The organism is Haloprofundus salilacus, from assembly GCF_020150815.1.
Taxonomy (GTDB): Archaea; Halobacteriota; Halobacteria; order Halobacteriales; family Haloferacaceae; genus Haloprofundus; species Haloprofundus salilacus.
This window is the reverse complement of record NZ_CP083723.1, coordinates 698,899-722,658: the sequence shown is the minus strand read 5'-3', so window position 1 is coordinate 722,658 and position 23,760 is coordinate 698,899. Positions and strand designations below refer to the sequence as shown.

25 protein-coding genes are annotated in these 23,760 nt (G+C 66.6%); 12 read left to right on the top strand and 13 right to left on the bottom strand.

Annotated elements, in window-relative coordinates:
* The first annotated feature begins 140 nt into the window (after positions 1-140).
* Entirely contained in the window at positions 141-743 is a 603-nt protein-coding gene (locus LAQ58_RS03630; RefSeq protein ID WP_224449264.1) for a Rieske (2Fe-2S) protein, read from the top strand.
* 133 nt (positions 744-876) lie between these two features.
* Here LAQ58_RS03630 and LAQ58_RS03625 read toward each other — a convergent pair whose 3' ends face one another.
* Positions 877-1,071, bottom strand: a complete 195-nt coding sequence (locus tag LAQ58_RS03625) for a cold-shock protein (RefSeq protein ID WP_058582823.1) — start codon at positions 1,069-1,071, stop codon at positions 877-879.
* A 358-nt stretch (positions 1,072-1,429) separates the two neighbouring features.
* Between LAQ58_RS03625 and LAQ58_RS03620 the strand changes: the two genes are divergently transcribed.
* The 3 genes from LAQ58_RS03620 (at position 1,430) to LAQ58_RS03610 (ending at position 4,249) form a co-directional block, all read left to right on the top strand.
* Complete coding sequence (locus LAQ58_RS03620) at positions 1,430-1,639, top strand: pro-sigmaK processing inhibitor BofA family protein (protein WP_224449263.1); 210 nt, start codon at positions 1,430-1,432, stop codon at positions 1,637-1,639.
* 587 nt (positions 1,640-2,226) lie between these two features.
* Complete coding sequence (gene asd, locus LAQ58_RS03615) at positions 2,227-3,261, top strand: aspartate-semialdehyde dehydrogenase (RefSeq protein WP_224449262.1); 1,035 nt, start codon at positions 2,227-2,229, stop codon at positions 3,259-3,261.
* A gap of 277 nt (positions 3,262-3,538) precedes the next feature.
* Positions 3,539-4,249 (top strand): fumarylacetoacetate hydrolase family protein, encoded by a 711-nt coding sequence (locus LAQ58_RS03610; protein WP_224449261.1) that lies wholly within the window; start codon positions 3,539-3,541, stop codon positions 4,247-4,249.
* Between the two features lie 48 nt (positions 4,250-4,297).
* On the opposite strand, the gene LAQ58_RS03605 is transcribed toward LAQ58_RS03610, so the two are convergent.
* Entirely contained in the window at positions 4,298-5,251 is a 954-nt protein-coding gene (locus LAQ58_RS03605) for a D-2-hydroxyacid dehydrogenase (RefSeq protein WP_224449260.1), read from the bottom strand.
* A gap of 120 nt (positions 5,252-5,371) precedes the next feature.
* On the opposite strand from LAQ58_RS03605, the gene LAQ58_RS03600 reads away from it, so the two are divergent.
* Entirely contained in the window at positions 5,372-5,872 is a 501-nt protein-coding gene (locus LAQ58_RS03600) for a hypothetical protein (RefSeq protein ID WP_224449259.1), read from the top strand.
* A gap of 124 nt (positions 5,873-5,996) precedes the next feature.
* On the top strand, positions 5,997-7,382 hold the full coding sequence (locus LAQ58_RS03595; protein WP_224449258.1) for an NAD(P)/FAD-dependent oxidoreductase: 1,386 nt from the start codon (positions 5,997-5,999) through the stop codon (positions 7,380-7,382).
* Between the two features lie 90 nt (positions 7,383-7,472).
* Here LAQ58_RS03595 and LAQ58_RS03590 read toward each other — a convergent pair whose 3' ends face one another.
* The 5 genes from LAQ58_RS03590 to cofD form a co-directional block, all read right to left on the bottom strand.
* A complete protein-coding gene (locus LAQ58_RS03590) occupies positions 7,473-7,667 on the bottom strand; it encodes a 30S ribosomal protein S17e (RefSeq protein ID WP_224449257.1) in 195 nt (64 codons plus the stop codon).
* A gap of 89 nt (positions 7,668-7,756) precedes the next feature.
* Positions 7,757-8,380, bottom strand: a complete 624-nt coding sequence (locus tag LAQ58_RS03585) for a DUF447 domain-containing protein (RefSeq protein ID WP_224450211.1) — start codon at positions 8,378-8,380, stop codon at positions 7,757-7,759.
* A 20-nt stretch (positions 8,381-8,400) separates the two neighbouring features.
* Positions 8,401-9,237: a triphosphoribosyl-dephospho-CoA synthase gene (locus tag LAQ58_RS03580; RefSeq protein WP_224449256.1), complete on the bottom strand. Its 837-nt coding sequence runs from the start codon at positions 9,235-9,237 to the stop codon at positions 8,401-8,403.
* Positions 9,234-10,049 (bottom strand): tRNA-dihydrouridine synthase, encoded by an 816-nt coding sequence (locus LAQ58_RS03575; RefSeq protein ID WP_224449255.1) that lies wholly within the window; start codon positions 10,047-10,049, stop codon positions 9,234-9,236. The genes LAQ58_RS03580 and LAQ58_RS03575 overlap by 4 nt, the downstream gene beginning before the upstream one ends.
* A complete protein-coding gene (cofD, locus tag LAQ58_RS03570; protein ID WP_224449254.1) occupies positions 10,046-11,041 on the bottom strand; it encodes a 2-phospho-L-lactate transferase in 996 nt (331 codons plus the stop codon). Before cofD ends, LAQ58_RS03575 begins: the two co-directional genes overlap by 4 nt.
* Before the next feature lie 26 nt (positions 11,042-11,067).
* Between cofD and LAQ58_RS03565 the strand changes: the two genes are divergently transcribed.
* From LAQ58_RS03565 to LAQ58_RS03550, 4 genes are all read left to right on the top strand, one after another.
* Entirely contained in the window at positions 11,068-11,304 is a 237-nt protein-coding gene (locus LAQ58_RS03565; protein ID WP_224449253.1) for a hypothetical protein, read from the top strand.
* Positions 11,305-11,395: 91 nt separating this feature from the next.
* Positions 11,396-12,619, top strand: a complete 1,224-nt coding sequence (locus LAQ58_RS03560) for an HD domain-containing protein (RefSeq protein WP_224449252.1) — start codon at positions 11,396-11,398, stop codon at positions 12,617-12,619.
* An 88-nt stretch (positions 12,620-12,707) separates the two neighbouring features.
* A complete protein-coding gene (locus LAQ58_RS03555; protein WP_224449251.1) occupies positions 12,708-13,721 on the top strand; it encodes an amidohydrolase family protein in 1,014 nt (337 codons plus the stop codon).
* A 78-nt stretch (positions 13,722-13,799) separates the two neighbouring features.
* On the top strand, positions 13,800-14,261 hold the full coding sequence (locus LAQ58_RS03550; RefSeq protein ID WP_224449250.1) for a universal stress protein: 462 nt from the start codon (positions 13,800-13,802) through the stop codon (positions 14,259-14,261).
* Positions 14,262-14,324: 63 nt separating this feature from the next.
* Here LAQ58_RS03550 and LAQ58_RS03545 read toward each other — a convergent pair whose 3' ends face one another.
* Positions 14,325-15,329 carry a biotin--[acetyl-CoA-carboxylase] ligase gene (locus LAQ58_RS03545; RefSeq protein WP_224449249.1) on the bottom strand — a complete coding sequence of 335 codons (1,005 nt, stop codon included), beginning with the start codon at positions 15,327-15,329 and terminating at the stop codon, positions 14,325-14,327.
* 282 nt (positions 15,330-15,611) lie between these two features.
* Between LAQ58_RS03545 and LAQ58_RS03540 the strand changes: the two genes are divergently transcribed.
* Positions 15,612-16,916, top strand: coding sequence for a carboxylate--amine ligase (locus LAQ58_RS03540; protein WP_224449248.1), 1,305 nt, complete (start codon positions 15,612-15,614; stop codon positions 16,914-16,916).
* A 59-nt stretch (positions 16,917-16,975) separates the two neighbouring features.
* Here LAQ58_RS03540 and pccA read toward each other — a convergent pair whose 3' ends face one another.
* Entirely contained in the window at positions 16,976-18,769 is a 1,794-nt protein-coding gene (gene pccA / locus LAQ58_RS03535) for a propionyl-CoA carboxylase biotin carboxylase/biotin-carboxyl carrier subunit (RefSeq protein WP_224450210.1), read from the bottom strand.
* A gap of 239 nt (positions 18,770-19,008) precedes the next feature.
* On the opposite strand from pccA, the gene LAQ58_RS03530 reads away from it, so the two are divergent.
* On the top strand, positions 19,009-20,463 hold the full coding sequence (locus LAQ58_RS03530) for a cytochrome P450 (protein WP_224449247.1): 1,455 nt from the start codon (positions 19,009-19,011) through the stop codon (positions 20,461-20,463).
* 4 nt (positions 20,464-20,467) lie between these two features.
* Here LAQ58_RS03530 and LAQ58_RS03525 read toward each other — a convergent pair whose 3' ends face one another.
* The 4 genes from LAQ58_RS03525 to LAQ58_RS03510 form a co-directional block, all read right to left on the bottom strand.
* Positions 20,468-20,860 (bottom strand): hypothetical protein, encoded by a 393-nt coding sequence (locus LAQ58_RS03525; RefSeq protein ID WP_224449246.1) that lies wholly within the window; start codon positions 20,858-20,860, stop codon positions 20,468-20,470.
* 99 nt (positions 20,861-20,959) lie between these two features.
* A complete protein-coding gene (locus tag LAQ58_RS03520; protein ID WP_224449245.1) occupies positions 20,960-21,583 on the bottom strand; it encodes a hypothetical protein in 624 nt (207 codons plus the stop codon).
* A gap of 233 nt (positions 21,584-21,816) precedes the next feature.
* Entirely contained in the window at positions 21,817-22,155 is a 339-nt protein-coding gene (locus tag LAQ58_RS03515; RefSeq protein WP_224449244.1) for a DUF8022 family protein, read from the bottom strand.
* Positions 22,152-23,696, bottom strand: a complete 1,545-nt coding sequence (locus tag LAQ58_RS03510; protein ID WP_224450209.1) for an acyl-CoA carboxylase subunit beta — start codon at positions 23,694-23,696, stop codon at positions 22,152-22,154. The genes LAQ58_RS03515 and LAQ58_RS03510 overlap by 4 nt, the downstream gene beginning before the upstream one ends.
* Positions 23,697-23,760: the final 64 nt, after the last annotated feature.

The following is a 23,760-nucleotide window of genomic DNA, read 5'->3' as shown; positions in this document are numbered from 1 at the left end:
CGTCGAAGAGCGCCGTCGCGACAAGACTCTGGTCATTCCGGAACGCGCTGCGTCGACGTACCGTCGGAACGACGTGCCGGCAACGAACGGGTCGACGCCGGCGACAAGCTATCGTCGCTCGCGCCCGTGGAGAACCATACATGGACGACGCCATCCGAGTGACCGTCGAAACTGACGACGGAGACGAGACCGTGCGAATCCACGACACCGAAGGAGCGGTCGAAGTCGGCGACGCGATGTTTCGGTTCAGCGTCGACGACGAGCGCGCTGACGACGGTGAGCGGCCCTACACCGATGGGAACGTCTCGGCCGACCGTGACAACAGCGGCACCGAAACCGACAGCAGGGAGCAGGGCCCGTCAGCCGCAACTCCCGAGTCGGCGACGGACCCGCGCCGACTCGTCGCTGTCGACGACGTGCCCACGAGAGGGACGATTCGATTCGAGGCCATCGACGGCCAGCGCGGAACCGAGGGAATACTCGAACGCAGTGGCGACGGGGTGTACGCGTGGCGCAACTCCTGTCCGCACAAACCCCACGTTCGATTGGACCCCGGATTCGGCGCGCGGACGACCGACGATCACATCGTCTGTCACGAACACGGGGCACGGTTCGTCCGCGGCGACGGGTTCTGTACCCGAGGGCCGTGTCGCGGGCAGTCGCTCGACCTCATCGAAGTCGAGTGCAGAGACGGCGACGTGTATCTGACCGACGAGCGATTCGACTCGGGGCGGCGGTTGTGACCTGCCGGAGCGATATCCGCGAGTGAGAGACGGTCGGCTACTGCTCACCGCAGTCCGGCGACGCCGCTACCGAGAGTCGAAAATGATAGAATGTGGGGTCGTTTTGCCGCCGAAGGCGGCGTACTGAACTAATTTACAGACGGGTGAGGTTCGTCGCGCGCGGGCCTTTGGGGGCCTGCTCGATGTCGAACTCCACTTCCTGTCCCTCTTCGAGGTCCGGGCCGCCAACGTCTTCCATGTGGAAGAACACGTCGTCGTCCGCATCGTCCGTCGAGATGAAACCGTAGCCGCCAGTGTCGTTGAAGAAATCGACTTCGCCTTTCGCCATTGCTTCTGGAAACAATTGCCGTCCGCCAATAAGGCTTGCGAATTTGTAGCGTCCTTGGACGGAATAAATTGACACGACGGCCGGTCACAGAAGAATCAGCCGACAGCGATCTTCCCTGAACCAACGAGGCAGTGTGCTGGGAACGGTTATCGCCGGACTCGAGACCACGCTACCGGGCGACGTTTCGCGCCACACGACGCTATCAAACGCACGCGTTCTGCTCGGAGGGCGGTCGAACCCGGCTGTTTCTGAGAAGCGTAGAGCCAACATGCCGGAAGATCGTCTGGTTGGTGGCTTCCAGCGTAGAACGCAGACAAAGCGGCGCCTAACAAAGGGGTAGTGCCCCGTAGCGGATGCCATGGTATCTCTAAGAGCGCTCCTGGTCAATGCGATTGTCGGCCTCGTGATCCTGTTCGTGGCGAACGTCATCGGGCTGAGCGTCCAGATATCGATTCTCACACTACTGATCTGTGCGGTCCTCGGCGTCCCCGGGGCGATACTCGTGATACTACTCGCACTGTTCGACGTTGCCTTCGCGGCGACAGTACTCCCGCTGCTCCTCGCGTAGAGTTCGACGGCGAGATGACGAGAGGAGATCAAGTCGGCGAAATCCGTATCGGACCGATCCAGTGAACCAGAGCGAGTTGCGGAAATCATCGGTTACCGGACGGACGACCGGCTCCCATTCGACGAATACGAGTTCGTGGGATAGTCGATAAGCGAGAGAAGACGTCATCGATACTGATCGTAGACGCTTCTAGTGTCGTCTTGAAATGTTGCCCGGGACACTAACGACCGGCCTCATCCCGTGGCGGCGTGCCGCGTCGGCCGGGAAACCCTCGTGCCAGGCAGCCGTCCCTTTCGGCCGGACGGCGGTTGCACTGATGTCGCGTGCCCGGGTTCGCCGCGCGGTCATCGCTCCCAAAGTGGGAACACTCGGGCGGGGACTAAAGGCACGCAATCGATGTAGTATTCCCGCCCTCATACGGGTTTCGACCCGCTTCGCCGAGAGACCAAAACCCAACTCGACCCGCCGCCGACGGTTTCTCGGCAAACGGGTAAAACGGCCGTCAAACCGCCCAATGTTCACGAATATCCGCAAAATTGCGTCCGAATCCGAACCCACTTATGCGAGAGTCACCCACCCACAGGCTAATGTCAGTACGAGTCGGCATCCTCGGCGCCACCGGCGCAGTCGGACAGCGATTCATCCAACTTCTCGACGGGCACCCGAGCTTCGAACTCACGGCGGTGACCGCCAGCGACGAGAGCGCGGGCAAGAGCTACCGAGACGCCGCCAAGTGGCGCGTCGACACGCCCATTCCGGACGACATCGCCGAGATGGAAGTTCGACGCACCGCCGTCGACGACGTGCCCGACGATTTAGATCTCGTCTTCTCCTCGCTCCCCTCCTCGGCGGCCGCCGACGTCGAACCCGAGTTCGCCGAGGCCGGCTTCATCGTCTCCTCGAACTCCTCGAACGACCGGATGGCCCCCGACGTTCCCCTCACGATCCCGGAGGTCAACGCCGACCACCTCGGTCTCATCGAGGTCCAGCGCGACGAGCGCGGCTGGGACGGCGCGCTCATCAAGAACCCGAACTGCTCGACCATCACGATGACGCCGACGCTTGCGGCGCTCGACGCGTTCGGGCTCGAACGCGTCCACGTCTCCACCTTGCAGGCCGTCTCCGGCGCAGGCTACTCCGGCGTCACCTCGATGGAGATCATCGACAACGCCATCCCGCACATCGGCGGCGAGGAGGAGAAGATGGAGACCGAGTCGCGCAAGCTGCTCGGCTCGTTCGACGGCGCGGAGCTGTCGCTGCACGACGCCGACGTTTCGGCCTCCTGTAACCGGATTCCCACGCTCGACGGTCACCTCGAGAACGTCTTCGCCGAACTCGAAGACGACCCGTCGGTCGCAGACGTTGCCGACGCGATGCGCGATTTCCCCGGCATCGACCTGCCGAGCGCGCCGGACCCGCTCATCCGCGTCTTCGAGGACCCGACGCGACCGCAGCCGCGTCTCGACCGGATGCACGGTGACGGGATGGCTATCTCCGCGGGCGGCATTGAGGAGACGAGCACGGGTATCAAGTACAACTGCCTCGCGCACAACACGATTCGCGGCGCGGCAGGCGCGAGCGTACTCAACGGCGAGTTGTTGGTCGAAGAGGGTTGGGTCTAAACACCCACCTTTTGCGCTGCGCGAAACCGCGAAGCGGTTTCGCTCAGTAAAAGGTGGACCAAAAGCACTCCTCCTTCGCTTCGGCCTACGGCCTCCGCTCAGTCGTCGGCCGAAAATCACGGAGCGATTTTCGTAGAATAGATTTCATACAGCCGTGGGATAGTTCGTAGTCGACGGAGGGTCGCCCGATTGAGCGGCGGAGACCAACTGTGCTCTGCAGAGACGCAGTCTCCGCCGCTTCCGGTACTCCTTTCGAGGCGTAACGGGAGTAACGACCATGCGAATCGCCCGCATTCAGACCCCCGACGGCCCGCGCGAGGGCGAGTACCGAGACGGAACCGTTGTCTGCGACGACGGCGAGTACGTCGTCGGCGAAGATGGCAACCTGCTCGCGCCGTGCGAACCGTCGGCGCTGTACTGCGTCGGTCGCAACTACGCCGCGACCTTGGACCAGATGGAGTACGAACGACCCGAGGAGCCCGACTTCTTCATCAAGCCGCCGAACTCGATTATCGCCCACGAGGAGCCGATTTTCTATCCGTCGTTCACCGAGGAACTCACCTACGCGGGCGAACTCGTCGCCGTAATCGACGACGAGTGCCACGACATCTCGGTCGAAGAAGTACCCGGATACGTTTGTGGGTACACCATCCTGAACGACGTCGACGCGCTCGACCAGCAGGGCCGGACCGCGAGAAAAGCGTTCGACGGCTCCGGTCCGCTGGGGCCGTGGATCGAGACCGACCTCGACCCGCGAAACCTCGACATGCACACGGACGTGAGCGGCGAGCGCCGACAGGAGGCGAACACTGAACTGATGCTGTTCGACCCGTACGAAATCGTCTCCTACCTCTCGAAGCGGTTCACTTTCCGCCCGGGTGACGCCATCGCGTTCGGCAGTCCGGCGAATCCCGGAACAATCGAACCGGGCGACGTGGTCGAAATTACCTACGAGGGTATCGGGACGCTGCGGAACACTGTGGAGTAGCGGGCGGAACGGCTCCTACTCTGTGTCGCAAGCGTCGGGGCGAATTCGTTAGGCCTGATTCTCCAACTCCTCGAACTCGCCCGTCTCCTCGACGGTATCGAGGTTCTGCGCGATGATATCCGCCCGTCGCTCCCAGTACTTCGGCGTGTGCCCCGAGTTGTGCGGCGTGATGAGCACGTTGTCGAACGTCCACAGCGGGTGGCCCTGCGGGAGCGGTTCGGGGTCGGTCACGTCCAGCGCTGCGCCGCGAAGCCCGTTCTTCTGGAGCGCGTCGACGAGCGCGTCGGTGTCGACGATGGGGCCGCGACCGACGTTCACCAGAACTGAGTGCGGCTGCATAGTCCGCAGTTCTGATTCGCCGATGAGACCCTCCGTCGTCTCGGTCAGCGGGGCGGCGACGACGACGTAGTCGCTGTCGGCGAGCGCCTGATGAACCTCGTCGAAGCCGTACACCTCGTCGGTCGGGCCGCCCTTCTCCGGCGAGTAGCGAACGCCCGCCGTCTCGACGCCGAACGGTTCCAGTCGGTCGACGATGGCTTGCCCGATGGAACCGAGACCGACGACGGCGACTCTGCTGCCTCGAACTTCGGTAGCTTGGTAGGAGCGCCACTCGGTGCGTTCCTTTCGTCGCCACGCCGTGTCGAAGCCGCGGGCGAACGAGAGAATCGCGCCAAGAACGTGCTCGGCGATGTTCGGACCGTGGACGCCGGAGGCGTTTGTGACGGCGACGCCGCGTTCCGCGAAGGCGTCGAGGTCCAGATGTCCGGTACCGGCGAAGACGCAGGCGAACAGTTCGAGGTTCGGCGCTGCGTCGAGCGCCTCCGCGTCGAGCGAGAAGCCGGTGGCGACGCGCGCAGTCCGCAGGTACTCGCGCTCCTCGGCGGGCGTCTTCGCCAGCGCGACTTCGCGGTCGGGAAGTCGTTCGCGCAGCGTCTCGGCGTACGCCTCGGCGGAGAGGCCGTGAATCTTCTGCCGCAGCACGACGATGTCCGGGTCGGTCATGGGGGTCGTTTGGCGACGGTTCACATTACTCCTCCTCCAACGGCAGGGTCAGCCCCTTTCCTACGGCGAACGGAGCGTCTGACGGAACGTATTTACGCGGAGACTGTCTCGCGAACGAGTATGTCACCGACCGACCGCACGAAAACGACTCGCCGTCGGGCGCTGGGAGCCTGCGCGGTCGGCTTCGCAGCGCTCTCCGGCGGCTGCGTCGGCGTGCTCGGCGAAGACGGAGGCGCGGAGAGCGGCGCGGCCGAACCGACGCGGCTTAGCGGCGTGCAGATACAGAACACGCACGGCGAGGCGCACACCGTCAGTGTCGTCGTCCGGAAAGACGGCGAGATGGTCCACTGGTCGTCGCACGACCTCGACGCGATGGTCGACAACCGCGCCGACAGCGCGACCGTCTCGCCGACGTGGGAGGGCGACGCCGCCCGCTACGTCGTCCACGCACGCCTCGACCACGAGGAGTCGTGGAAAACGCTAGACCTCTCGGACCTCGGGGGTGCGCCGTGCTATCAGCTGAAAGTGAGCGTCGACTTCGACGGAACGCTCGGCATCTGGTACTCCGCGGCCGAAGCGGACTGCGCGGAGACGCCGGGAGAACCGGCCACAGAGGCGTAGCTGCGTCGAACGGTTCGGGCGAGCGCCGCACCGGTCGTTCCGATAGTTACCGTTCGCGCGACGGTTTGTCCGCTCCGAAAGATGTTCCGGACCTTTAATGGCGGTGTACTGCCGGTTACGAGGTATGCAGCGCGTAGACGTGGCCATCGTCGGCGGCGGCCCAGGCGGAACGTCAGCGGCGCACGCCGCCGCGTCGGCCGGAGCGACCGCCGTCGTGATGGAGAGAGGCGTTCCGCGGGCGGACCGAGACGGACTCGGCCCGGACTCGACGGACGCCGCGGGCATCCTCGACTACTGGGTGGACATCATGGGAATCCACCCCGACGAGATGCCCGACGGAATCGTCCTTCAGACGCTCGACCGCGCGGAGTTCGTCGGCCCGAACGAGTCGATGACGCTCCGCGCGACGGGTATCGAATCGTCGTACGACAAGTTCGGCTACACCTTCCACCGCGCCCGCTTCGACGACTGGATGCGCCAGCGCGCCGAGGACGCGGGCGCGGAGTACCGCGTCAAAGTCTCGGTGCAGGACGTCGAGACCAACCTCGCCGCCTCGGGCGACGAGCCGCGGCATCTGGTCAGGACGAAAAGCGGCGAGGACGTCGCCGCCAACTTCCTGATTCTGGCCGACGGCCCGCAGCGAACCGTGACGAACCGCGTGCTCGACCGGTTCCTCCCTGAGAACGAGAAAGCCTCCGAGCGGCTCTCCTCGCGGCGCTCGAACCACATTGCCTACCAGGAGTACCGCCGCTTCCCCGAGGAACTGTTCGAAGAGCAGAAGTCGGCCATCACGTTCTGGTGGGGCTACATGCCCGGCCACACCGCCTATCCGTGGGTGTTCCCGAACGACGACAACGTCTGCCGCGTCGGCCTGACGATGCCCATCGGGATGGACATCGACGACATTGAGGACAGAGAGAAGTACGCGCTCCTCCGCCCGGAGGACGAGCGCATCCCGCAGGGCAAGGAGTACATCCGACGCCTGCTCGACCACGTCTACGGCGACGAGTACGACCTCGACGACTTCCCGCTGGTCGAGGACCGCGGCAAACGCGGCGGCACGGAGACGTACGCTATCTCCTCTACGCGCCCCATCGACTCACCGGTCGGCGCGGACGTCGCCGTCGTCGGTGGCGCGATGGGTGCGACCTCCGCGTTCCACGAGGGCGGCGACCACGTCGCTGTCCGCACGGGCGCTATTGCGGGCGAACTCGCGGCCGCCGGCGACCTCTCGGCGTACAACGACCGTTGGAAGGAGGCGATAAACGACGAGATCCTCCGTAACGTCTCAATGGCCGATCTGGTTCACGACTACGGCCCTGACGACTGGGACTGGGCGTTCGAGACTGCGAAAAAACTCATGGACGCCGAGGACGGCATCCGGATTCTCGAAGCCGGCGCACGCGCGGGCGTCAGCGCTGCCCGCCTCGCGGGCGCGTACAAGAAACGGAAGTTCAAGTTCCGCGACGGTCGCTACGTCCAACTAAAGGAATCCGAGTACACGCTCTGAGCGGCCGTCCAGTCCAGCGACTCGCGCCCCGACTCGGACGCCGTCGCTCGTCGTCTCTCGTCCCGAATCAGAATCTTGCAGAACGAACGGTTACGCGGCGGCCGCCTGCGACTGCTTCTTGCGCGTGACGTACCCCGCGATGCGGTTGCGGACGCCTTTCGACTCGACGTTGGTCAGTTTCTCGACGTTCTCTTTGTTCGTCTCGAAGTCGGTGTTGAACGCCTGCGGATACTTCTCCAGCAGCAGACTACCCATCTGCTTCACGTACTTGGGTTTGATAGCCATACGGAAATCTTCCGGTGTAGGACACTAAAACGATTCGTTCCGCGCCTCCCGTGTGAGTGTGCGTACCACGCGGTGCGACTTTGCCGCGGTTAGCGCCCGCTGCGCCGTTCGCGCCACCCCGTCTCGGCGCTCAGTCGCTCGAACGCCTCCCGTTCGGCGTCGCCGCCGCACTTCTCGACGGTCTCCTCGAAGTATTCGAGTCGCGCCAGTAGCGCATCGGTGTCGTAGGCCGGCACGTCCAACCGCGACGCCGCGACCGACGCGTCGACGACGGCGTAGAATCCGCGGTTGATCGTTCGGACGTCCGTCCGGACCACCTCCGACTCCACGGGTCGAAGCTCCCACCGCTCGATTCGCGTCCCGTCCCGCTCCTCGGCGTCGACGCGCTCGACTTCGACGCGCACCCACGCGTCGGCGTCGTCGAGCACCGGCTCGGACTCCTCGCGTACCGTCACAGCGGCGTCGACGAACGTCCGCGAATCGGTGACGAACTGGACCACGCCCTCGCCGCGCCGGTGGAAGTTCCGGCGCGTCCGGGTGTTGCCCCACGTCGTCGCCGTCGCGGGCGCGTCCCCGTCGGCGTCGGCCCCGGCGCCCTCGGGCGCTCGAATCCCGAGCGCCGCGACGTTCCACAGGCCGTTCGGCCCGAGTGTCGTCACGACGGACTCGGTGATGCCACGGAGTTCGGCGGGCCACTCTGCGCTCGGCCGCATTCCGCCGCCACCGCCCCCGCTCACATGCGTACCCCCCGTTCGAGCGCGACGAACAGCGCCGCGGCGGTGATATCCGCCGTCGTCCCCGGGTTGACGCCTTCGGCGACGAGCGCTTCGGCGAGTTGGTCCGTCGCCGCTTCGTCGCCGCGGGCGTCGTCGGCCCACTCCGAAACCGCGGCGGCGACTTCCTCGCCGTGCTGGGTCGCGACGAGCGTGTCCGGTTCCTCGGCGAGCAGGTCGAGAAACGCCCGCGCCGCGCGGTCCGGGACGGGACCGTCGTCGTCGCAGATCGCATCGGCGGCGGCGAACGTCCGGCGGAATCCGCCGGTCCACTCGCGAGCGTTACCGTCGCGCTCGGTGCTCATCTCCATCACGTCGTACAGCGTCATCTGGCGGCGTTCGAGCGCCGGAACCGCGTCGCTCCCGCGGCGAACGTCTAGTTCGGGCGCGTCCGCCGGCGGGTCGTCGACGGCGACGTCGACGTGCTCGAAGGCGCGATAGAAGTCGACGGCGTCGGCGACGGTAGTCGCTTCGACGACGCTCGTCGCGTCCTCCGGGGTGAGCGTCTCGTCGCTCTCGGCGGCCGCGTTCACTAGCGGCACGAGCAGTAGCAGACAGCCGAACTGCGTGTTGCCACCCTCCTGCCGGCTCATTCCCTCGACCGCGCGCTCGAACGCCTCGCCCACGGGCGCGCCGTCGGCAGCCATCCGAAGCCCTTTCGCCGACCCGACGGCCCCGGCGAGAAACTGCTCGAACCGTAGGTCGTCTAGGTCGCGCTTTCGGTCGACGTTCCCCGGTTTCGGCGTGCTCGCGACCTCCAGCAGGAGCGCGAGTTCCGCGTTCTCGGCGGGCGTCACGCCGACACCTCCGACTCCTCTGACTCCTCTGGTCGGCCCGACTCGTTCGCCCCGAACCACTCGTCGACGGCGGTACGGACGCGATGGAGCACCTCGGGGTCGTCGCTCGGACGGCCGACGCTCACCGCGTCGGCCCCGTAGTCGAGGTACTCGCGAACCGTGGCGGCGTCGCGGACGCCGTTGTTGGCGACGAGAAAGAGGTCGTCGCCGGCCGCCGAGGCCACGTCGCCGACGACGGGTTCGGAGTCCATCGCGTCGACGTGGAGCACCGTCGCGCCCGCGTCGGCGACGCGTCGCGCCGTCTCCGGGAGGTCGACCTCCGGGACTTCGGTCCTGACCTTCACGCTCACTGTCGCACCGGTCTCGGCGGCGGCGGCGACGTACCGGCAGAGGAGGTCAGTGTCGGCCAACAGCGCCTCGCCGCATCCCACCGCGCGGAGTTCGTCCTGTCGACAGTGCGCGTTCACCTCGAGAATTGCCCCCCGGTCGGCGCAGACCGTCGCCGCCGCCCGAATCGGTGAGACCGTCGTACTGCGGACGTTGACCCCGACGCGAATCGGCGTGTCGGCCAATGCTTGCAACTCGGCTTCGACGAACGAGAGCGGGTCCTCGGGGAGGAACTCCGAGCGTCCGCGGGCGACGAGTTCGCGCGCCGCCTCTCGCGAGGGTTCGTCCAGCGCGATACCGCCGAGAAACGCCGCGTCGACGTGTGGGGCGGCCGCTCTCGCCCACTCCGAGTCGGACTCGCCGCTGAGGCTCGCGGCGGCGAAGCGCGGCGAGGGTAGCTCGGCGTCCTGACCGGGAGCGCTCACGAGACGGCCTCCAGCGCGTCCTCAACGGCACCCATCACGCGCGCGGCGTCGTCGGGACCGTCGAGTTTCGTGTCGGTGCGCACGACTGGTCGGTCGAGTTCGGTTCCGTCCTCGTCGTCGAGGACGAACGCGTCGGCGAAGGGGTACGCCTCCGTGACGCCCGCGGTGCTGGCTTCGTAGCCGACGCCGCGCATCAGTTCCGCCGCGGGACCGGAGAACACCCGATCCTCGACGAACGGCGAGACGGCGACGACCGGCGTCGAGTCGAGCGCCTCGCGGACGCCGGGAACCGCGAGCATCGGCCCGATGCTCGTCACCGGGTTCGAGGGACCGACGACGACCGGCGCGGCGAGCGCCGCGAGCACCGCGTCGGTCGGCCGAGCGTCGTCGGCCCCGCGGAACTCCACGTCGCGAACCGAGGGTTTGGCGCGACGAGCGACCCAGTACTCCTGAAAGTGCATCGGCCCCTCGTCGGTGTGGACGACGGAGGCGACGGGGTCGTTCGACATGGGCACGAGCGTCACCTCGAGGCCGAATGCGTCGGCCAAAACTCGGGTGACCTCGGTGAGCGTTCGGCCTTCGTCGAGGAGACTCGTCCGCGTCACGTGGACTGCGCGGTCCCTGTCGCCGAGTTCCATGAACTCCGCGACGCCCGAGAAGCGTCGCCAGCGCGCGATTTCTCGCCCGGCGGTCTGCGCGTCGTCGGAGAGGTACCGCGGGCCGCCGTCGAGTCCGGCGGCGTCGGCGAGGCGGTGGAGTTCCTCGTGGGTCTCTGTGGTGTCGCCGTCGATACCCCACCAGCGCTCCCGGTCGAGGACGCCGCCGCCGTCGAACAGCACCGTGTCGAGGTCCGGACAGACGAGCAGCCCGCCGAGTTCCACGTCGTCGCCGGTGTTGCCAACGACGGTCGTCTCCCTCGGCTCGAACTTCGACTCCCCGAGACCGTCGAGCAGCTTCGGGGTGCCCGTCCCCCCGGCGAGAAAAGTGATCATATGCCGGAGGTTGGCCGCGGGACGATTTGTATCTGACCTTCACGGCGACGCGCGAGCGCGGTGCCGCACCAGAGTTCCATGTCGCGAGCGACGCCGCGGGCGTCGACCCGGAGACCGTCATCGTCGATGTGTCGCGCCGACCGGCGCTCAAAAAGCCCGAGACGTGCGTCGTCGTCGACACGGTTCGGCGACTGGAGGAGGCCTCCGAACTCGTCAACAACTTCGGCGATGCGGCCACAAGCGTGCTCGGCGTCGACAACTGAGACGTTCTGGCCCCTCAGCTCAGAAAAAGCGACGAGAACGACAGTCCACGCCTCCAACGGTTTTTATTCGGTGACGCCGAAGCGCCTACCAATGATTACTATCAAAGACAGCGTCCACGACCACATCGAGGTCGGAGGCGTCGCCGCGGCGCTGTTAGACACGCCGGAGGTTCAGCGCCTCCGGCACATCAAGCAACTCGGGACGGTGCAGTACGTCTACCCCTCCGCGAACCACACGCGCTTCGAGCACAGCCTCGGCGTCTACCACCTCGCCTCCCGCGCGCTCGACCACCTCGGCGTCGAAGGGACCAACGCTGAGCGCGTCCGCGCCGCCGGGCTACTGCACGACGTCGGTCACGGTCCGTTCAGCCACAACGTCGAGTCGCTCACCTACCGTCACACCGGCAAGTACCACGACGACGTCGACGAACTGCTCGCCGAGGGCGCCGTCGGCGACGTGCTGCGGAACCACGACCTCGACCCCGCGCGGGTCGCCGGACTCGTCCGCGGCGAAGGCATGTACGGCCAACTCGTCTCGGGGGAGCTAGACGTCGACCGGATGGACTACCTCGTCCGCGACGCCCACCACACCGGCGTCCCCTACGGCACCATCGACCACGAGCGCCTCGTCCGCGAACTGACGTTCGTCGACGGCGAGTTGGTGCTCGCGGAGGGGAACGTCCAGACCGCCGAGAGCCTGCTCGTCGCCCGCGCGCTGATGAACCCGACCGTCTACCAGCACCCGGTCGCGCGCATCTCGAAGGCGATGCTGCGCCGGGCGGCCGAGCATCTGCTCACCGACACCGACTGCACTGCCGAGCGACTCCGCCGGATGGACGACCATGACCTGCTCGTCGCGCTCCGAAACATCGACGAGACCGCCGAGTTCGCCCGCCGACTCGACGCCCGAAACCTCTACAAACGCGGCGTTTGGGCCGAACTCTCCGACGTTCCGGAGTCCGTTCTGGAAGCGCCCCACGACGAGATTCGAGACGTCGAGGCGAGCGTCGCCGAGACGGTGGGCGTCGACCCCGACCACGTCATCGTCGACGTGCCCGAAAAACCGTCGATGACGGAGTCGACGACCCGGGTCGTCGTCAACGGCGACATCCGGCGACTCGGCCGACAGTCGCCGCTCGTCAACGCGCTCCGAACCGCCCAACAGAACCAGTGGCGACTCGGCGTCTACGCTCCCGCAGCCGTCGCCGACTCGGTCGGACGCGCCGCCGCCGACGAACTCGGTCTCGACATCGATGGTGCGCTCGTTAACGACGTTCGTGCCGGACAGCCGACGACGCTCGACCAGTTCGACTGAGGCGACGGTCTGCGCCGGCTCGCGTCGTCTGCACCGAGGCGACAGCGGAACGAGGGTTTCAAGCCGTGGCACCGTCTCGCCCCAGACGATGGAACTTGAGGGAACCGTTCTCATCGGCCAAGAGTTCGAGCCGATAGAAGGGCGGGTCGTCGTCGAAGACGGCACGATACGAACGGTCGAGGAGGCGTCGACGGACTCCACGTCGATAATCGTCCCCGCGTTCGTCAACGCGCACACCCACATCGGCGACTCGATAGCGAAGGAGGCCGGCCGCGGTCTGAGCCTCGACGAACTCGTCGCGCCGCCGGACGGTCTCAAACACCGCCTGCTCCGGGCAGCGAGTCAGTCCGAGAAAATCACCGCGATGCGACGGTCGTTGCAGTACATGCAGTCGAGCGGCACCGCTGTCTGTATCGAGTTCCGCGAGGGTGGCCGCGAGGGCGTCGACGCGATTCGCGCCGCCGCCGCCGGCGTCGACCTCCGCCCGGTCATCCTCGGCCGCGAGACGGCCGACGCGATGGAGATATCGGACGGGTTCGGCGCCAGCGGCGCGCGCGACGGAGAGTTCGGCAGCGTCCGCACTGCGACCCGAGAGGCCGGAAAGCTGTTCGGCATCCACGCAGGCGAGCGCGACCCCGACGACATCAACCCGGCGCTCGACCTGGAACCGGACTTTGTCGTCCACATGGTCCACCCGGAACCGCTGCACCTCGAACGCATCGCCGACCGTGAGGTCCCCATCGTCGTCTGCCCGCGTTCGAACCTCGTCACGAACGTCGGCGTGCCGCCAATCCGCGAACTGGTCGACCGGACGACGGTGGCGCTCGGCACCGACAACGTGATGCTCAACAGTCCGTCGATGTTCCGCGAGATGGAGTTCGCTGCCAAGTTGGCCGACGTCTCCGCCGTCGAAGTGCTCCGCATGGCGACGGTCAACGGGGCGGAGATCGCCGGATTGAACTGCGGACTCGTCGAGGAGGGTCGCGACGCGAAACTGCTGGTTCTCGACGGCGACTCCGACAACCTCGCGGGGGTCCGAGACCCAGTCCGCGCCGTCGTCCGTCGTGCGGGCGTCTCGGACGTCGAACGCGTCGTCCTCTGAGCGAACGACCGCTCGGCGGCCGACCCTCGCCGCGCGAACAGTTATTAACCCTCCAACAGTAGCTTGGTACGATATCGCATGGGGATGTACGAACGGATTCTCGTTCCGACCGACGGCTCCGAGGGCGTCGAGCGGGCTATCGGACACGCCGTCGACCTCGCAGACGCGCACGGCGCGACGATTCACGCCATCTACGTCGTCAACACGGCGAGTTACGCGGGCCTGCCGATGGAGTCGTCCTGGGACGGGATCGACGAGATGCTCCGCGCCGACGCCAAGGCGGCCGTCGAGGAAGTTCGCCGAATCGCCGCCAAGCGCGACGTCCCGGTCGAGGGCGCCGTCGTCGAAGGCTCGCCGAGTCGAGAGATCGTCAACTACGCCGAGCGCGAGGGTTGCGACCTCATCGTGATGGGCACGCACGGCCGCGGCGGAATCGACCGGCTGCTTCTGGGAAGCGTCGCCGAGAAAGTCGTCCGTGGTTCGAACGTGCCAGTGTTGACCGTCCACGTCGCCGACGAAGCGCCCGGACAACCCGCCTGAGCGTCCGGAGCGTCGGCGTCGACGACGGCCAAGTACGTGTCGGGAGCGCTCGGACGCGCCGGACTACGCCGGACGCAGGTGTTCGCAGTCGCCGGCGTGGACCGTCACCTCGCCGTCGTCGGTGTCGACGACGAGCGCGCCCGGGTGAACGACGTCGACGGCTTCGCCTTCGACGACGCCGCCGGGGGTCTCGACGCGAACGCGTCGACCGAGCGTCGCGCTGTACTCACGCCACGCCGGAAGCACGGCGTCGGGGTCGTCGCGGAGGGCGTAGAACTCCTCGACGAGTCGCTGGACGAACAGCCGTCGCTCCACGTCGTCCGCCTCTCCGCGGATGCTCGTCGCTCCCGCCGGAAGCGACGCGGCGTCGACGTTCGCGTTGACGCCGACTCCGACGACTAACCACGAGACCCGGTCGGCTTCGCCCTCTATCTCGGTGAGGATACCCGCGAGTTTCCGCCCGCCGCGGGCCGGCACGTCGTCGTTGTCGGCGCCGCCGTCGCCCTCATCTTCCTCGTTGTTGTCGGCGCCGTCCTCGTCCGCACTGCGGACCAGCACGTCGTTCGGCCACTTGATTTCGGCCGGAACGCCCGCCTCTCGGGCCGCGCGCGTCGTGGCGACGGCGGCGGCGAGGGTGAAAAGCGGGACGTGCGCGGGCGGACGCGACGGTCGGAGCACGAGGCTGAGCCAGACGCCGCCGCTGGGTGCGGTCCACTCGCGGCTGAGCCGACCCCTCCCGCCGGTCTGTTCGTCCGCGAGAACTGCCACGTCGGCCGTCCCCTCGGCGGCCAGTTCGCGGGCGCGGTCGTTCGTGCTGCCGAGTCGGTCGTGGTACTCGATGCACACCGGCGCGTCGAGACCGAACTCGACGGCCGACCCGCCGTACTCCGGAACTCTCGTCACCTCGTACCCGTCGTCGGTGCTCTCGACGACGAACCCCTCGTTTCTGAGCGCCTCTATCTGCTTCCAGACCGCCGCCCGCGAGACGCCGAGTTCCTCGGCGAGTGCCGGACCGGAAACCACACTGTCGGTCAACGCATCCAGAACCGCCCGCCGCGTGTCGCTCATGGCGACGACTCCGCGGGCGGCCGCAATGAACGCGACGGTCGGCGATGGAGCAATATTCGCTGTTGGAACGGATATCAGCGGAACGATACGCGACGAAAACCTCCGCGCCGGTGAGGCGGCGTCCCGGTCGAACCGAGCGTCACGGGCGAAAGATGTCATTCATTAGCCATTATCAAATCAACGTACGGTTGGCTACTTCTACCCGAATCGGCCGGTACTCTTATTAGTTTGTCAATGGATTTTCATACTGCCTTTTTCACCGTTGGCGACGTTCTACCCCACATGCCCAATCAGGTTCATTCCGAGTCGCAACTGACCACCACGGAGGCGGGAACGGACCCTCCACGAGTACTGGTGTTGGACGGCGACGGACCGGCCGCGTTACGCGTCGTTCGGTCGCTCGGACGGCGCGGCGTACCAGTGACGGTCGGCGGAACGAGTCGGATGGGTCTCGGGATGGTATCGCGGTACGCGGACGACCGCTACGTCTACCCGGACCCGGCGTCCGACTACCGACGGTTCGTCGACCACCTTCGCGAGTATCTGTCCGCCAACGATGTCTTCGCCGTGATACCGGTCTCGGACGCGAGTTCGCTGGTGTGTTCGCAGCACAAAGCCGAATTAGCGGAGACGGGGACGAAAGTGGCCGTCGAGGACCCCGAGACGTTCGAGAAAGCGTACGACAAGGGAGCTCTCTTCGAACTCGCCGCCGACCTCGACGTGCCGACGCCCGAGACGCGCCAGCGCGACGACTACGCGGACGTCGTCGACCTCGCCGACGGGATGTCGCTTCCGGCGGTCGTGAAGTACCGGAGCAAGACGGTGCTCGACGGCGGAAAGGCTCACACAGACCTCATCGACGACGTCAACTACGTCGAGACGGAAGCGGCGCTCATCTCGACGTATCAGGTGCTCGTCGGCCGAAACAGTCACCTCAAAGGCCACGAGCCCATCGTTCAGGAGTACGTCCCCGGCGAGACGACGGCGGCGGTCGTGTTAGCCGACGAGGGCGAGGTTCTCGCCCAGTTCCAGGAGCGACGCGTCCGCACCTATCCCGCTTCGGGCGGCAACTCCGCCGTGTTGGAGTCGATGCGCGACGAGAAGATGCACCGCTACGCCGAGCGAGTCGTTGAGGCGCTGGAGTGGACGGGACCGGCGATGGTCGAGTTCATGCGGACCGACGACGGCGAGTACCACCTCATCGAAGTCAACGGCCGCTACTGGGGGTCGGTGCCGTTCGCCGTCGCCTGCGGTGTCGACTTCCCGTGGCTCCACTACCGGCAACTGCTCGGCGAGACGCCCGAACACGATGGCGAGTACCGCACCGGCGAGCAGATGCAACGGCTGTTCTACGAGGACGTCAAGTGGCTGGGCGAGCAGATCTCTCAGCGGCGGTTCGGGGCCTTCGGCGCGTTCGGACGCGCGCTTGCGACGCACGAACACAGCGTCTCGGCGTGGGACGACCCGGTCCCGGCCGCCGGGGCGGTGATGCAGTCGGCGGCGCTGACGGCGCAGCGACTGTTCGATAGGCGGGGAACGCGGCTGGCCGACGCTGACGACCCGTCGTCGACGACGAACACGACCTGACCGACGGAGAAAATCCAGGTTCTACGTTCGGCGAGAGAAACAAGAAACCAGCGACGGCGCTACTCGATGACGACGAGCACGTCGCCCATATCGACGCTCTCGCCCTCGGAGACGACCACCTGCGTCACCGTGCCGCCGCGCTGCGTCGTCACGTCGTTTTCCATCTTCATCGCTTCGAGCACGCAGACCACATCGCCTGCGGCGACTTCGTCGCCCTCCTCGACTTCGACGGAGAGAATCGTCCCCTGCATCTCGGCGGTGACTGTCTCGCCGTCGCCCTCGACGACGACTTCGTCGTCGCCGTCGTCCTCGGCCGTCGGCGGACGGCGCGCCCCGTTACCGCTGGAGCTGCCGCCCGAGACGGGGATGGCGGGCGCGCCGCGCTCTTCGAGGTTCACCTCGAAGCGCTTGCCGTTGACTTCTACGGTGAACTCGCGTTCGGTGACCTCTTCGCCCTCGTCGTCGCCGCCGGCGTCGGCGGGACCCCACTTCTCGACGGCCTGCTCGATGCGCTCGCGGTCAAGTTCCTCGTCGAGATACTTCGTCGTGTGTTCGCCTTCGATGAACGCCTCGTCAGTGAGCATCAGGCGGTGGAACGGAATGATGGTCTCCAGTCCCTCGATGTCGTACTCTGCGAGCGCGCGCTCGGAGCGAACGAGACACTCCTCACGGTCGGAGGCGGCGACGATGAGTTTCGCGATCATCGAGTCGTAGTCGCCGCCGATCTCGTCGCCCTGTCGGACGGCGTCGTCGATGCGGACGCCGATGCCGCCGGCGGGGTCGTACGTTTTCAGCTTGCCCGTCGCGGGCGCGAACTCCTGAGCGGCCTTCTCAGCGTTGATGCGGAACTCGATGGCGTGGCCCTCGATTTCGACGTCGTCCTGCTCGAAGTCGAGTTCCTCGCCCGCGGCGACGCGCAGCTGCCACTTGACGATGTCGAGGCCGGTAATCTCCTCGGAGACGGTGTGTTCGACCTGAATCCGGGTATTGACCTCCATGAAGAAGAACTCGCCGTCCTCGACGAGGAACTCGACAGTTCCGGCGTTGGTGTATTCGGCTTCGGCGACGCCGCGCCGGGCGGCCTCGCCGATTCGGTCGCGCAGCTCGTCGGTGAGCGCTGGCGACGGCGCCTCCTCGATGACTTTCTGGTGGCGGCGCTGCAGCGAGCAGTCGCGCTCGCCGAGGTGGCGGACGTTGCCGTGGTGGTCGGCGAGAATCTGAACCTCGATGTGTCGCGGCGCTTCGAGATACTTCTCGACGTAGACGGAGGCGTTGTCGAAGTACGCCTCGCCCTCGCGCTGGGCGGTCTCCAGTTGCTCTTCGACCTCCTCCTCGCTTCTGACGACTTTCAGCCCGCGACCGCCGCCGCCGCCCTCGGCTTTGATGGCGACCGGGTAGCCGTACTCGTCGGCCACCTCCTTCACCTGCTCGGGCGAGTCGACCGGTTCGGTCGTCCCGGGGACGACGGGGACGTCCGCCTCCTGCATCAGCGCGCGCGCCTTCGTCTTCTCGCCGAGGCGCTCCATCGCGTCAGCCGACGGTCCGACCCACGTGAACTCGCTCTCCTCGACGTTGCGGGCGAACTCGGCGTTCTCGGCGAGGAAGCCGTAGCCGGGGTGGATGGCGTCGGCGCCGGCCTTCCGCGCGGCGTCGAGGATGGCCTCCTGGTCGAGGTAGGAGTCGGCCGCGCGGGCGGGCCCGACGTTGTACGCTTCGTCGGCGTAGCGGACGTGACCGCCGTGTTTGTCCGCGTCGCTGTAGATTGCGACGGTTCGAACGCCGAGTTCCTTGCAGGCGCGCATCACGCGCACCGCGATTTCTCCACGGTTGGCGACGAGAACCTTACTGAACATTTCTTGCTTTTCCATATTCGCAAGCGGAACCTCATTCTATCGGTCCGAGGTCGTACTCGTCAACTCTCAGAGAGAAACTCGTTGACAACATCGCATCGAGTTGACGGTTCTGCGGTCGAACAGTCGCGTATGCGACTCATCGGTCACCGCGGCTGTCCGGTGTACGCCCGACTCGTCTATTTAAAGAGTCGGCTATAGTCGGCGGAAAGTCCATTGGGGCCCAATGTCAAATCAGAACCATGACCGACGCGCCAGTATCTGGCCCTCCGGCCGGACGAGGGGGTGACGGCCACGACCGCGACAGCCTCGGCGACGGCTTCAACGACGACACCGACCGTACCGCGCGAGAGCGCCGAGACGCCGCGTCGTCACCCGAGTCGCTCCCGCCGGGACCGGAGGGACTCCCAATCGTCGGCAACACGTTCCGATTCGTCCGCGACCCCTTCGGGTTCTACGACGTTCTGCAGGCGTACGGCGACGTGGTAGGCTACTCCATCGCCGGGTACGACTTCGTGACGCTGCTGCATCCGGACGAAATCGAACGCGTCCTGCTCACCGATGCGTCGACCTACGAGAAGGGCGGCATCCTCCAGCAGTCGGGCGTCGAACTGATGGAGGAGGGCGTGCTCCTCACTGAAGGCGAAACGTGGCGACGCCAGCGCACCGCCATGCAACCGATGTTCTACCGCGAACGCATCGCCGCGTACGCCGACGTGATGGCCGATTACGCCGCCGAGACGGTCGAGTCGTGGCGCGACGGCGAGACGGTCGACCTCCTCAACGAGCTGTCGACGCTGGCGCTGCGCATCCTCGCGAAGAGCCTGTTCGACGTCGACAGCCGCGAGCGTGAACGGGCGATTCGACGCGGAGCCGAGGCGATACAGGAGCGCAGCGACGCCTCGTCGCTCACCTCGTTTCTCCCGAAGTGGCTCCCGACGCCGACGAACCGGCGATTCCGGCGCGCGACCGCCGAGTTCGAGGCGACCGTGGAGACGCTCGTCGCCGAACACCGCGCGGCCGACGACGCGGGCGACGACCTGCTCTCGCTGCTGCTCGGCGTCGAGTACGACGACGGGTCGGCGATGTCCGAACGGGAGGTTCGCGACCAACTCGTGACGTTCCTCTTCGCGGGTCACGAGACAACGTCGCTGGCGATGACGTACACGCTGTATCTGCTCGCCCAGCACCCCGACCGATTGCGGAAGCTACGGACCGAGATCGACGACGTCGTCGACGGGCGACCGACCGCCGCGGACGCGCTGGAACTCGACTACGCCGAGCGCGTGCTCACCGAGTCGATGCGGTGCTATCCGCCCGCTTACATCCTCTTTCGACAACCGACCGAGACCGTCGAACTCGGCGGCTATCGAGTTCCCGCGGGGACGAATATCACGCTCCCGCTGTTCCGCGTCCACAACGACCCGCGCTTCTACGACGACCCGGAGGCGTTCCGGCCGGAGCGGTGGACCGACGAGATGGAGTCGGCACTGCCCGACTACGCGTACTTCCCGTTCGGCGGCGGGCCGCGCCACTGCCTCGGGATGCGCTTTGCGATGCTCGAACTGAAACTCGTCCTCGCGACGGTCGTCAGTCGCGTCGAGTTCGATATCGTCGGCGAACGGTCGCTGACGTTTCGGCCGGGAGCGACACTCCAACCGAAAGACCCGATTCGGATGCGCGTTTGGCGACGGTGACGGCTTACCGGCCGAGCGCATCCGCGACGGCGACGTTCACCGCGTACAGTCCGGCGAGGATGACCGCGCCGTAGCGGAACGCCTCCGCGAGCGCCCACGCGAATCCGACGGGCCACCCCGCGCCGAGCGAGAGTAGCAGTTCGGGCAGGATGACGAAACCGACGAGGAGAATCGCCCCGATGTACATCCCGTGGCGGAAGAGCCACGCGGTACTCGGACCGGTCCGGCTCTCGCCGGTCGTTCCGACTAACTCGCCGAGCGTCACGCTCCCCGGCGTCGACTGCGACGAGTCCGACGAGTCCGAGGAACCGGACGGCTGCGAGGAATCCGACGCCGACAACCGACCGCCGTCGGTCCGTGACGGCTTCCCTTCGGTCGGAGCGTCTGTGTCTGCCATACTGTGTAGAACTCCGCGGCGACCGGCAAAAGCGCTCGGGAATCTGTCGGCCCGATAGCACGGTCGTGTCAACGAACAGTGGATCTCGTCGTCGGATGCTCAGAGGAGGCCCTTCCCCGTCGATTTCTCGTGCGCGCCGACGACGATGGAGCCGTCTCGGCGGACGGTTACGGTGTACCCGAGGAACGCGAGTTCGGCGAGGACGTCGTCCCCTGCCCCGCCGTCGCCTCTGACGGCGTCGTCGACGGCGAAAGTGAGCGACGCCAGTCGCGGTGGCCCGTCGGCGAGCGCCCTCACCACGGAGTCGGGGACCGCCGTCATCGAGCCTTCGACCGTGAAAGAGAGCGCGGCGGGACTCGCGTCGGCGTCCGGCGTTTCGGCCGCGACGTCACCCACCAGTTCCGCATCTGGGGAGACGTCGTCGGGCTCCGTCGGCATCGCGTCGGCGTCTGGCGTCGCTATGCCGACGTCGACCCCTTCGAGTCGCAACGTCGCCTCGTCCCTCAGGTCGATATCGACCGTCTCCGAGTCGCGGGACCCGTCAACCGCGACGCCGAGGCTGACGGGGTCCAGCGTCGTCCCCTCGAACGCCCGCAGCAGCGCGCCGGTCAGGGTGAGGTTCCCCTCGACGCGAAAGGAGAGTTCGCCGGGCGGTCGCGCCTCGAACCGCTGGTCGGTCAGTCTGACGTTCGGGTTCTCCGCGACGTGTACGGTTATGGTCATACTCGCGTTCCGTCGGTTGCGCCTACGACGCCCGAGAATGAAACGTTACCGTCGGCGAGGTGGATCGGCCCCCGAGCCGAGCGGACGGCGAGTAAGTCGAGCAGACGGCGAGTAACGCCGCGTTCCCGCCGACGGCGCTGCAACCGCCGAGCGCCGCCGTCGCACCGACGGATGCGAGAAATCGTCGTCGTTTCACTCGGTTCGTCGAAGGGGATGAAAAAGGAGCTCCCGACTCAGAGTCGGTCGGTCCGCCCCGCGGCGGTCCACGCGTCCGTCGGCGCACCGTCGGGCACTCGAACCGAGCGGCCCTGCAGCGCGTCGACGCGGGCGGCGAACCGCCAGCGCTCTCCCTCCCAGGTCTCTGCGGACTCCGAGGCGGCGGCCGCCGCGGCCACCTGTTGGTCCCGGAGGTGCGCGCCGACGGCGGCGGCGATGGCGGCCGCCTCGGCGTCGTCGGCGTTGGCGGGGACGAGGAGATCCGCCGAACTGTCGGCGAGACGCTGGCGGGTCGTCCCGCTGTCGGAGTCGTCGCCTCCGGTCTCCTCACCTTTCGCGTCGGCGTCGAGGCTCATATCGGGAGGTTTCCGTGTTTCTTGTCCGGTGTCTGCTCGCGCTTGGACTTCAGCATGTGCAGGTCGTCGACGAGTCGCGGACGCGTTTCCGGCGGTTCGATGACGTCGTCGAGGAAGCCACGGTCCGCCGCGGTGTAGGGGTTGGCGAATTCCTCGCGGTACTCCTCGATGAGCTCGTCGCGGCGGGCGTCGGGGTCGTCGGCCTCCGCGAGTTCCTCGCGGTAGAGGATGTTGACCGCGCCCTGCGGTCCCATGACGGCGATTTCTGCCGTCGGCCACGCGTAGTTCACGTCCGCGCCGAGGTGCTTCGACGCCATCACGTCGTACGCGCCGCCATAGGCTTTGCGCGTGATGACCGTCAGGAGCGGGACGGTCGCCTCCGAGTAAGCGTATAGCAGCTTCGCGCCGTGACGGATGATGCCGTTGTGCTCCTGGTCGGTGCCGGGGAGGAAGCCCGGTACGTCGACGAACGTGACGATGGGGACGTTGAACGCGTCGCAGAAGCGGACGAAGCGCGCGCCCTTCTCGGAGGCATGGATGTCGAGCGTCCCGGCGTTCACTCGCGGCTGGTTCGCGACGACGCCGACGGCGTGGCCGTCGAGGCGGGCGAAGCCGACGACGATGTTCTTCGCGTACTCCTCGTGGACCTCGAAGAAAGAGCGCTCGTCGAAGACGTGGTCGACGACGTCGTGCATGTCGTACGGCTTCCGAGGCTGGTCGGGGACGATGGAGTTGAGCTCCTTGTCGGCGCGCTCGGGGTCATCCCACGGGTCCACGCGCGGCGGGTCCTCGACGTTGTTCTGCGGGAGGTACGAGAGCAGGCGCGCTATCTCGTCGAGTGCCTCCTCCTCGGAGTCGACAGCGAAGTGCGAGACGCCGGAGGTGGAGGCGTGGGTGACCGCGCCGCCGAGTTCCTCGAACGTCACTTCCTCGCCGGTGACCGTCTTGATAACGTCGGGACCGGTGATGAACATGTGGCTCGTCTCCTTCACCATGAAGACGAAGTCGGTGATGGCGGGCGAGTACACCGCGCCGCCCGCGCACGGTCCCATTATGGCCGAAATCTGGGGAACGACGCCGCTAGCCTTCTGGTTGCGCGTGAAGATATCGGCGAACCCGCCGAGGGAGGTGACGCCCTCCTGAATCCGCGCGCCCGCGGAGTCGTTGAGCCCGACGATGGGCGCGCCGACTTCCATCGCCTGGTCCATCAGTTTGCAGACTTTCTCGGCGAACACTTCGCCGAGCGACCCGCCGAAGACGGTGAAGTCGTGTGCGAAGACGAAGACCGTGCGGCCGTCGACTTCGCCGTACCCCGTGACGACGCCGTCGCCGTACAACTGCTGTTCCTCCATCCCGAACTTGTGGGTTCTGTGCGTGCGGAACTGGTCGAACTCGTGGAACGTCCCGTCGTCGAGGAAGTAGTCGATGCGCTCGCGCGCCGTCATCTTCCCCTTCTCGTGCTGGGACTTGATGCGGTCTTCGCCGCCGCCTTTGCGCGCTTCGGCGCGCTTCTCGCGGAGTTCTTCGATACGGTCGTCCATCGTCATACCGGACCACCAACGGTCATTGTCACGAATGTCCGTTCGATGTGCAAAAGGACTTCCG

What these genes read in the sequence shown, in the direction of transcription:
- LAQ58_RS03630 (WP_224449264.1), top strand. Translation starts at nt 141, where the DNA reads ATGGACGACGCCATCCGAGTGACCGTCGAAACTGACGACGGAGACGAG.
- LAQ58_RS03625 (WP_058582823.1), bottom strand. Translation starts at nt 1,071, where the DNA reads ATGGCGAAAGGCGAAGTCGATTTCTTCAACGACACTGGCGGCTACGGT.
- LAQ58_RS03620 (WP_224449263.1), top strand. Translation starts at nt 1,430, where the DNA reads ATGGTATCTCTAAGAGCGCTCCTGGTCAATGCGATTGTCGGCCTCGTG.
- asd (WP_224449262.1), top strand. Translation starts at nt 2,227, where the DNA reads ATGTCAGTACGAGTCGGCATCCTCGGCGCCACCGGCGCAGTCGGACAG.
- LAQ58_RS03610 (WP_224449261.1), top strand. Translation starts at nt 3,539, where the DNA reads ATGCGAATCGCCCGCATTCAGACCCCCGACGGCCCGCGCGAGGGCGAG.
- LAQ58_RS03605 (WP_224449260.1), bottom strand. Translation starts at nt 5,251, where the DNA reads ATGACCGACCCGGACATCGTCGTGCTGCGGCAGAAGATTCACGGCCTC.
- LAQ58_RS03600 (WP_224449259.1), top strand. Translation starts at nt 5,372, where the DNA reads ATGTCACCGACCGACCGCACGAAAACGACTCGCCGTCGGGCGCTGGGA.
- LAQ58_RS03595 (WP_224449258.1), top strand. Translation starts at nt 5,997, where the DNA reads ATGCAGCGCGTAGACGTGGCCATCGTCGGCGGCGGCCCAGGCGGAACG.
- LAQ58_RS03590 (WP_224449257.1), bottom strand. Translation starts at nt 7,667, where the DNA reads ATGGCTATCAAACCCAAGTACGTGAAGCAGATGGGTAGTCTGCTGCTG.
- LAQ58_RS03585 (WP_224450211.1), bottom strand. Translation starts at nt 8,380, where the DNA reads ATGCGGCCGAGCGCAGAGTGGCCCGCCGAACTCCGTGGCATCACCGAG.
- cofD (WP_224449254.1), bottom strand. Translation starts at nt 11,041, where the DNA reads ATGATCACTTTTCTCGCCGGGGGGACGGGCACCCCGAAGCTGCTCGAC.
- LAQ58_RS03560 (WP_224449252.1), top strand. Translation starts at nt 11,396, where the DNA reads ATGATTACTATCAAAGACAGCGTCCACGACCACATCGAGGTCGGAGGC.
- LAQ58_RS03555 (WP_224449251.1), top strand. Translation starts at nt 12,708, where the DNA reads ATGGAACTTGAGGGAACCGTTCTCATCGGCCAAGAGTTCGAGCCGATA.
- LAQ58_RS03550 (WP_224449250.1), top strand. Translation starts at nt 13,800, where the DNA reads ATGGGGATGTACGAACGGATTCTCGTTCCGACCGACGGCTCCGAGGGC.
- LAQ58_RS03545 (WP_224449249.1), bottom strand. Translation starts at nt 15,329, where the DNA reads ATGAGCGACACGCGGCGGGCGGTTCTGGATGCGTTGACCGACAGTGTG.
- LAQ58_RS03540 (WP_224449248.1), top strand. Translation starts at nt 15,612, where the DNA reads ATGCCCAATCAGGTTCATTCCGAGTCGCAACTGACCACCACGGAGGCG.
- pccA (WP_224450210.1), bottom strand. Translation starts at nt 18,769, where the DNA reads ATGTTCAGTAAGGTTCTCGTCGCCAACCGTGGAGAAATCGCGGTGCGC.
- LAQ58_RS03530 (WP_224449247.1), top strand. Translation starts at nt 19,009, where the DNA reads ATGACCGACGCGCCAGTATCTGGCCCTCCGGCCGGACGAGGGGGTGAC.
- LAQ58_RS03525 (WP_224449246.1), bottom strand. Translation starts at nt 20,860, where the DNA reads ATGGCAGACACAGACGCTCCGACCGAAGGGAAGCCGTCACGGACCGAC.
- LAQ58_RS03520 (WP_224449245.1), bottom strand. Translation starts at nt 21,583, where the DNA reads ATGACCATAACCGTACACGTCGCGGAGAACCCGAACGTCAGACTGACC.
- LAQ58_RS03515 (WP_224449244.1), bottom strand. Translation starts at nt 22,155, where the DNA reads ATGAGCCTCGACGCCGACGCGAAAGGTGAGGAGACCGGAGGCGACGAC.
- LAQ58_RS03510 (WP_224450209.1), bottom strand. Translation starts at nt 23,696, where the DNA reads ATGGACGACCGTATCGAAGAACTCCGCGAGAAGCGCGCCGAAGCGCGC.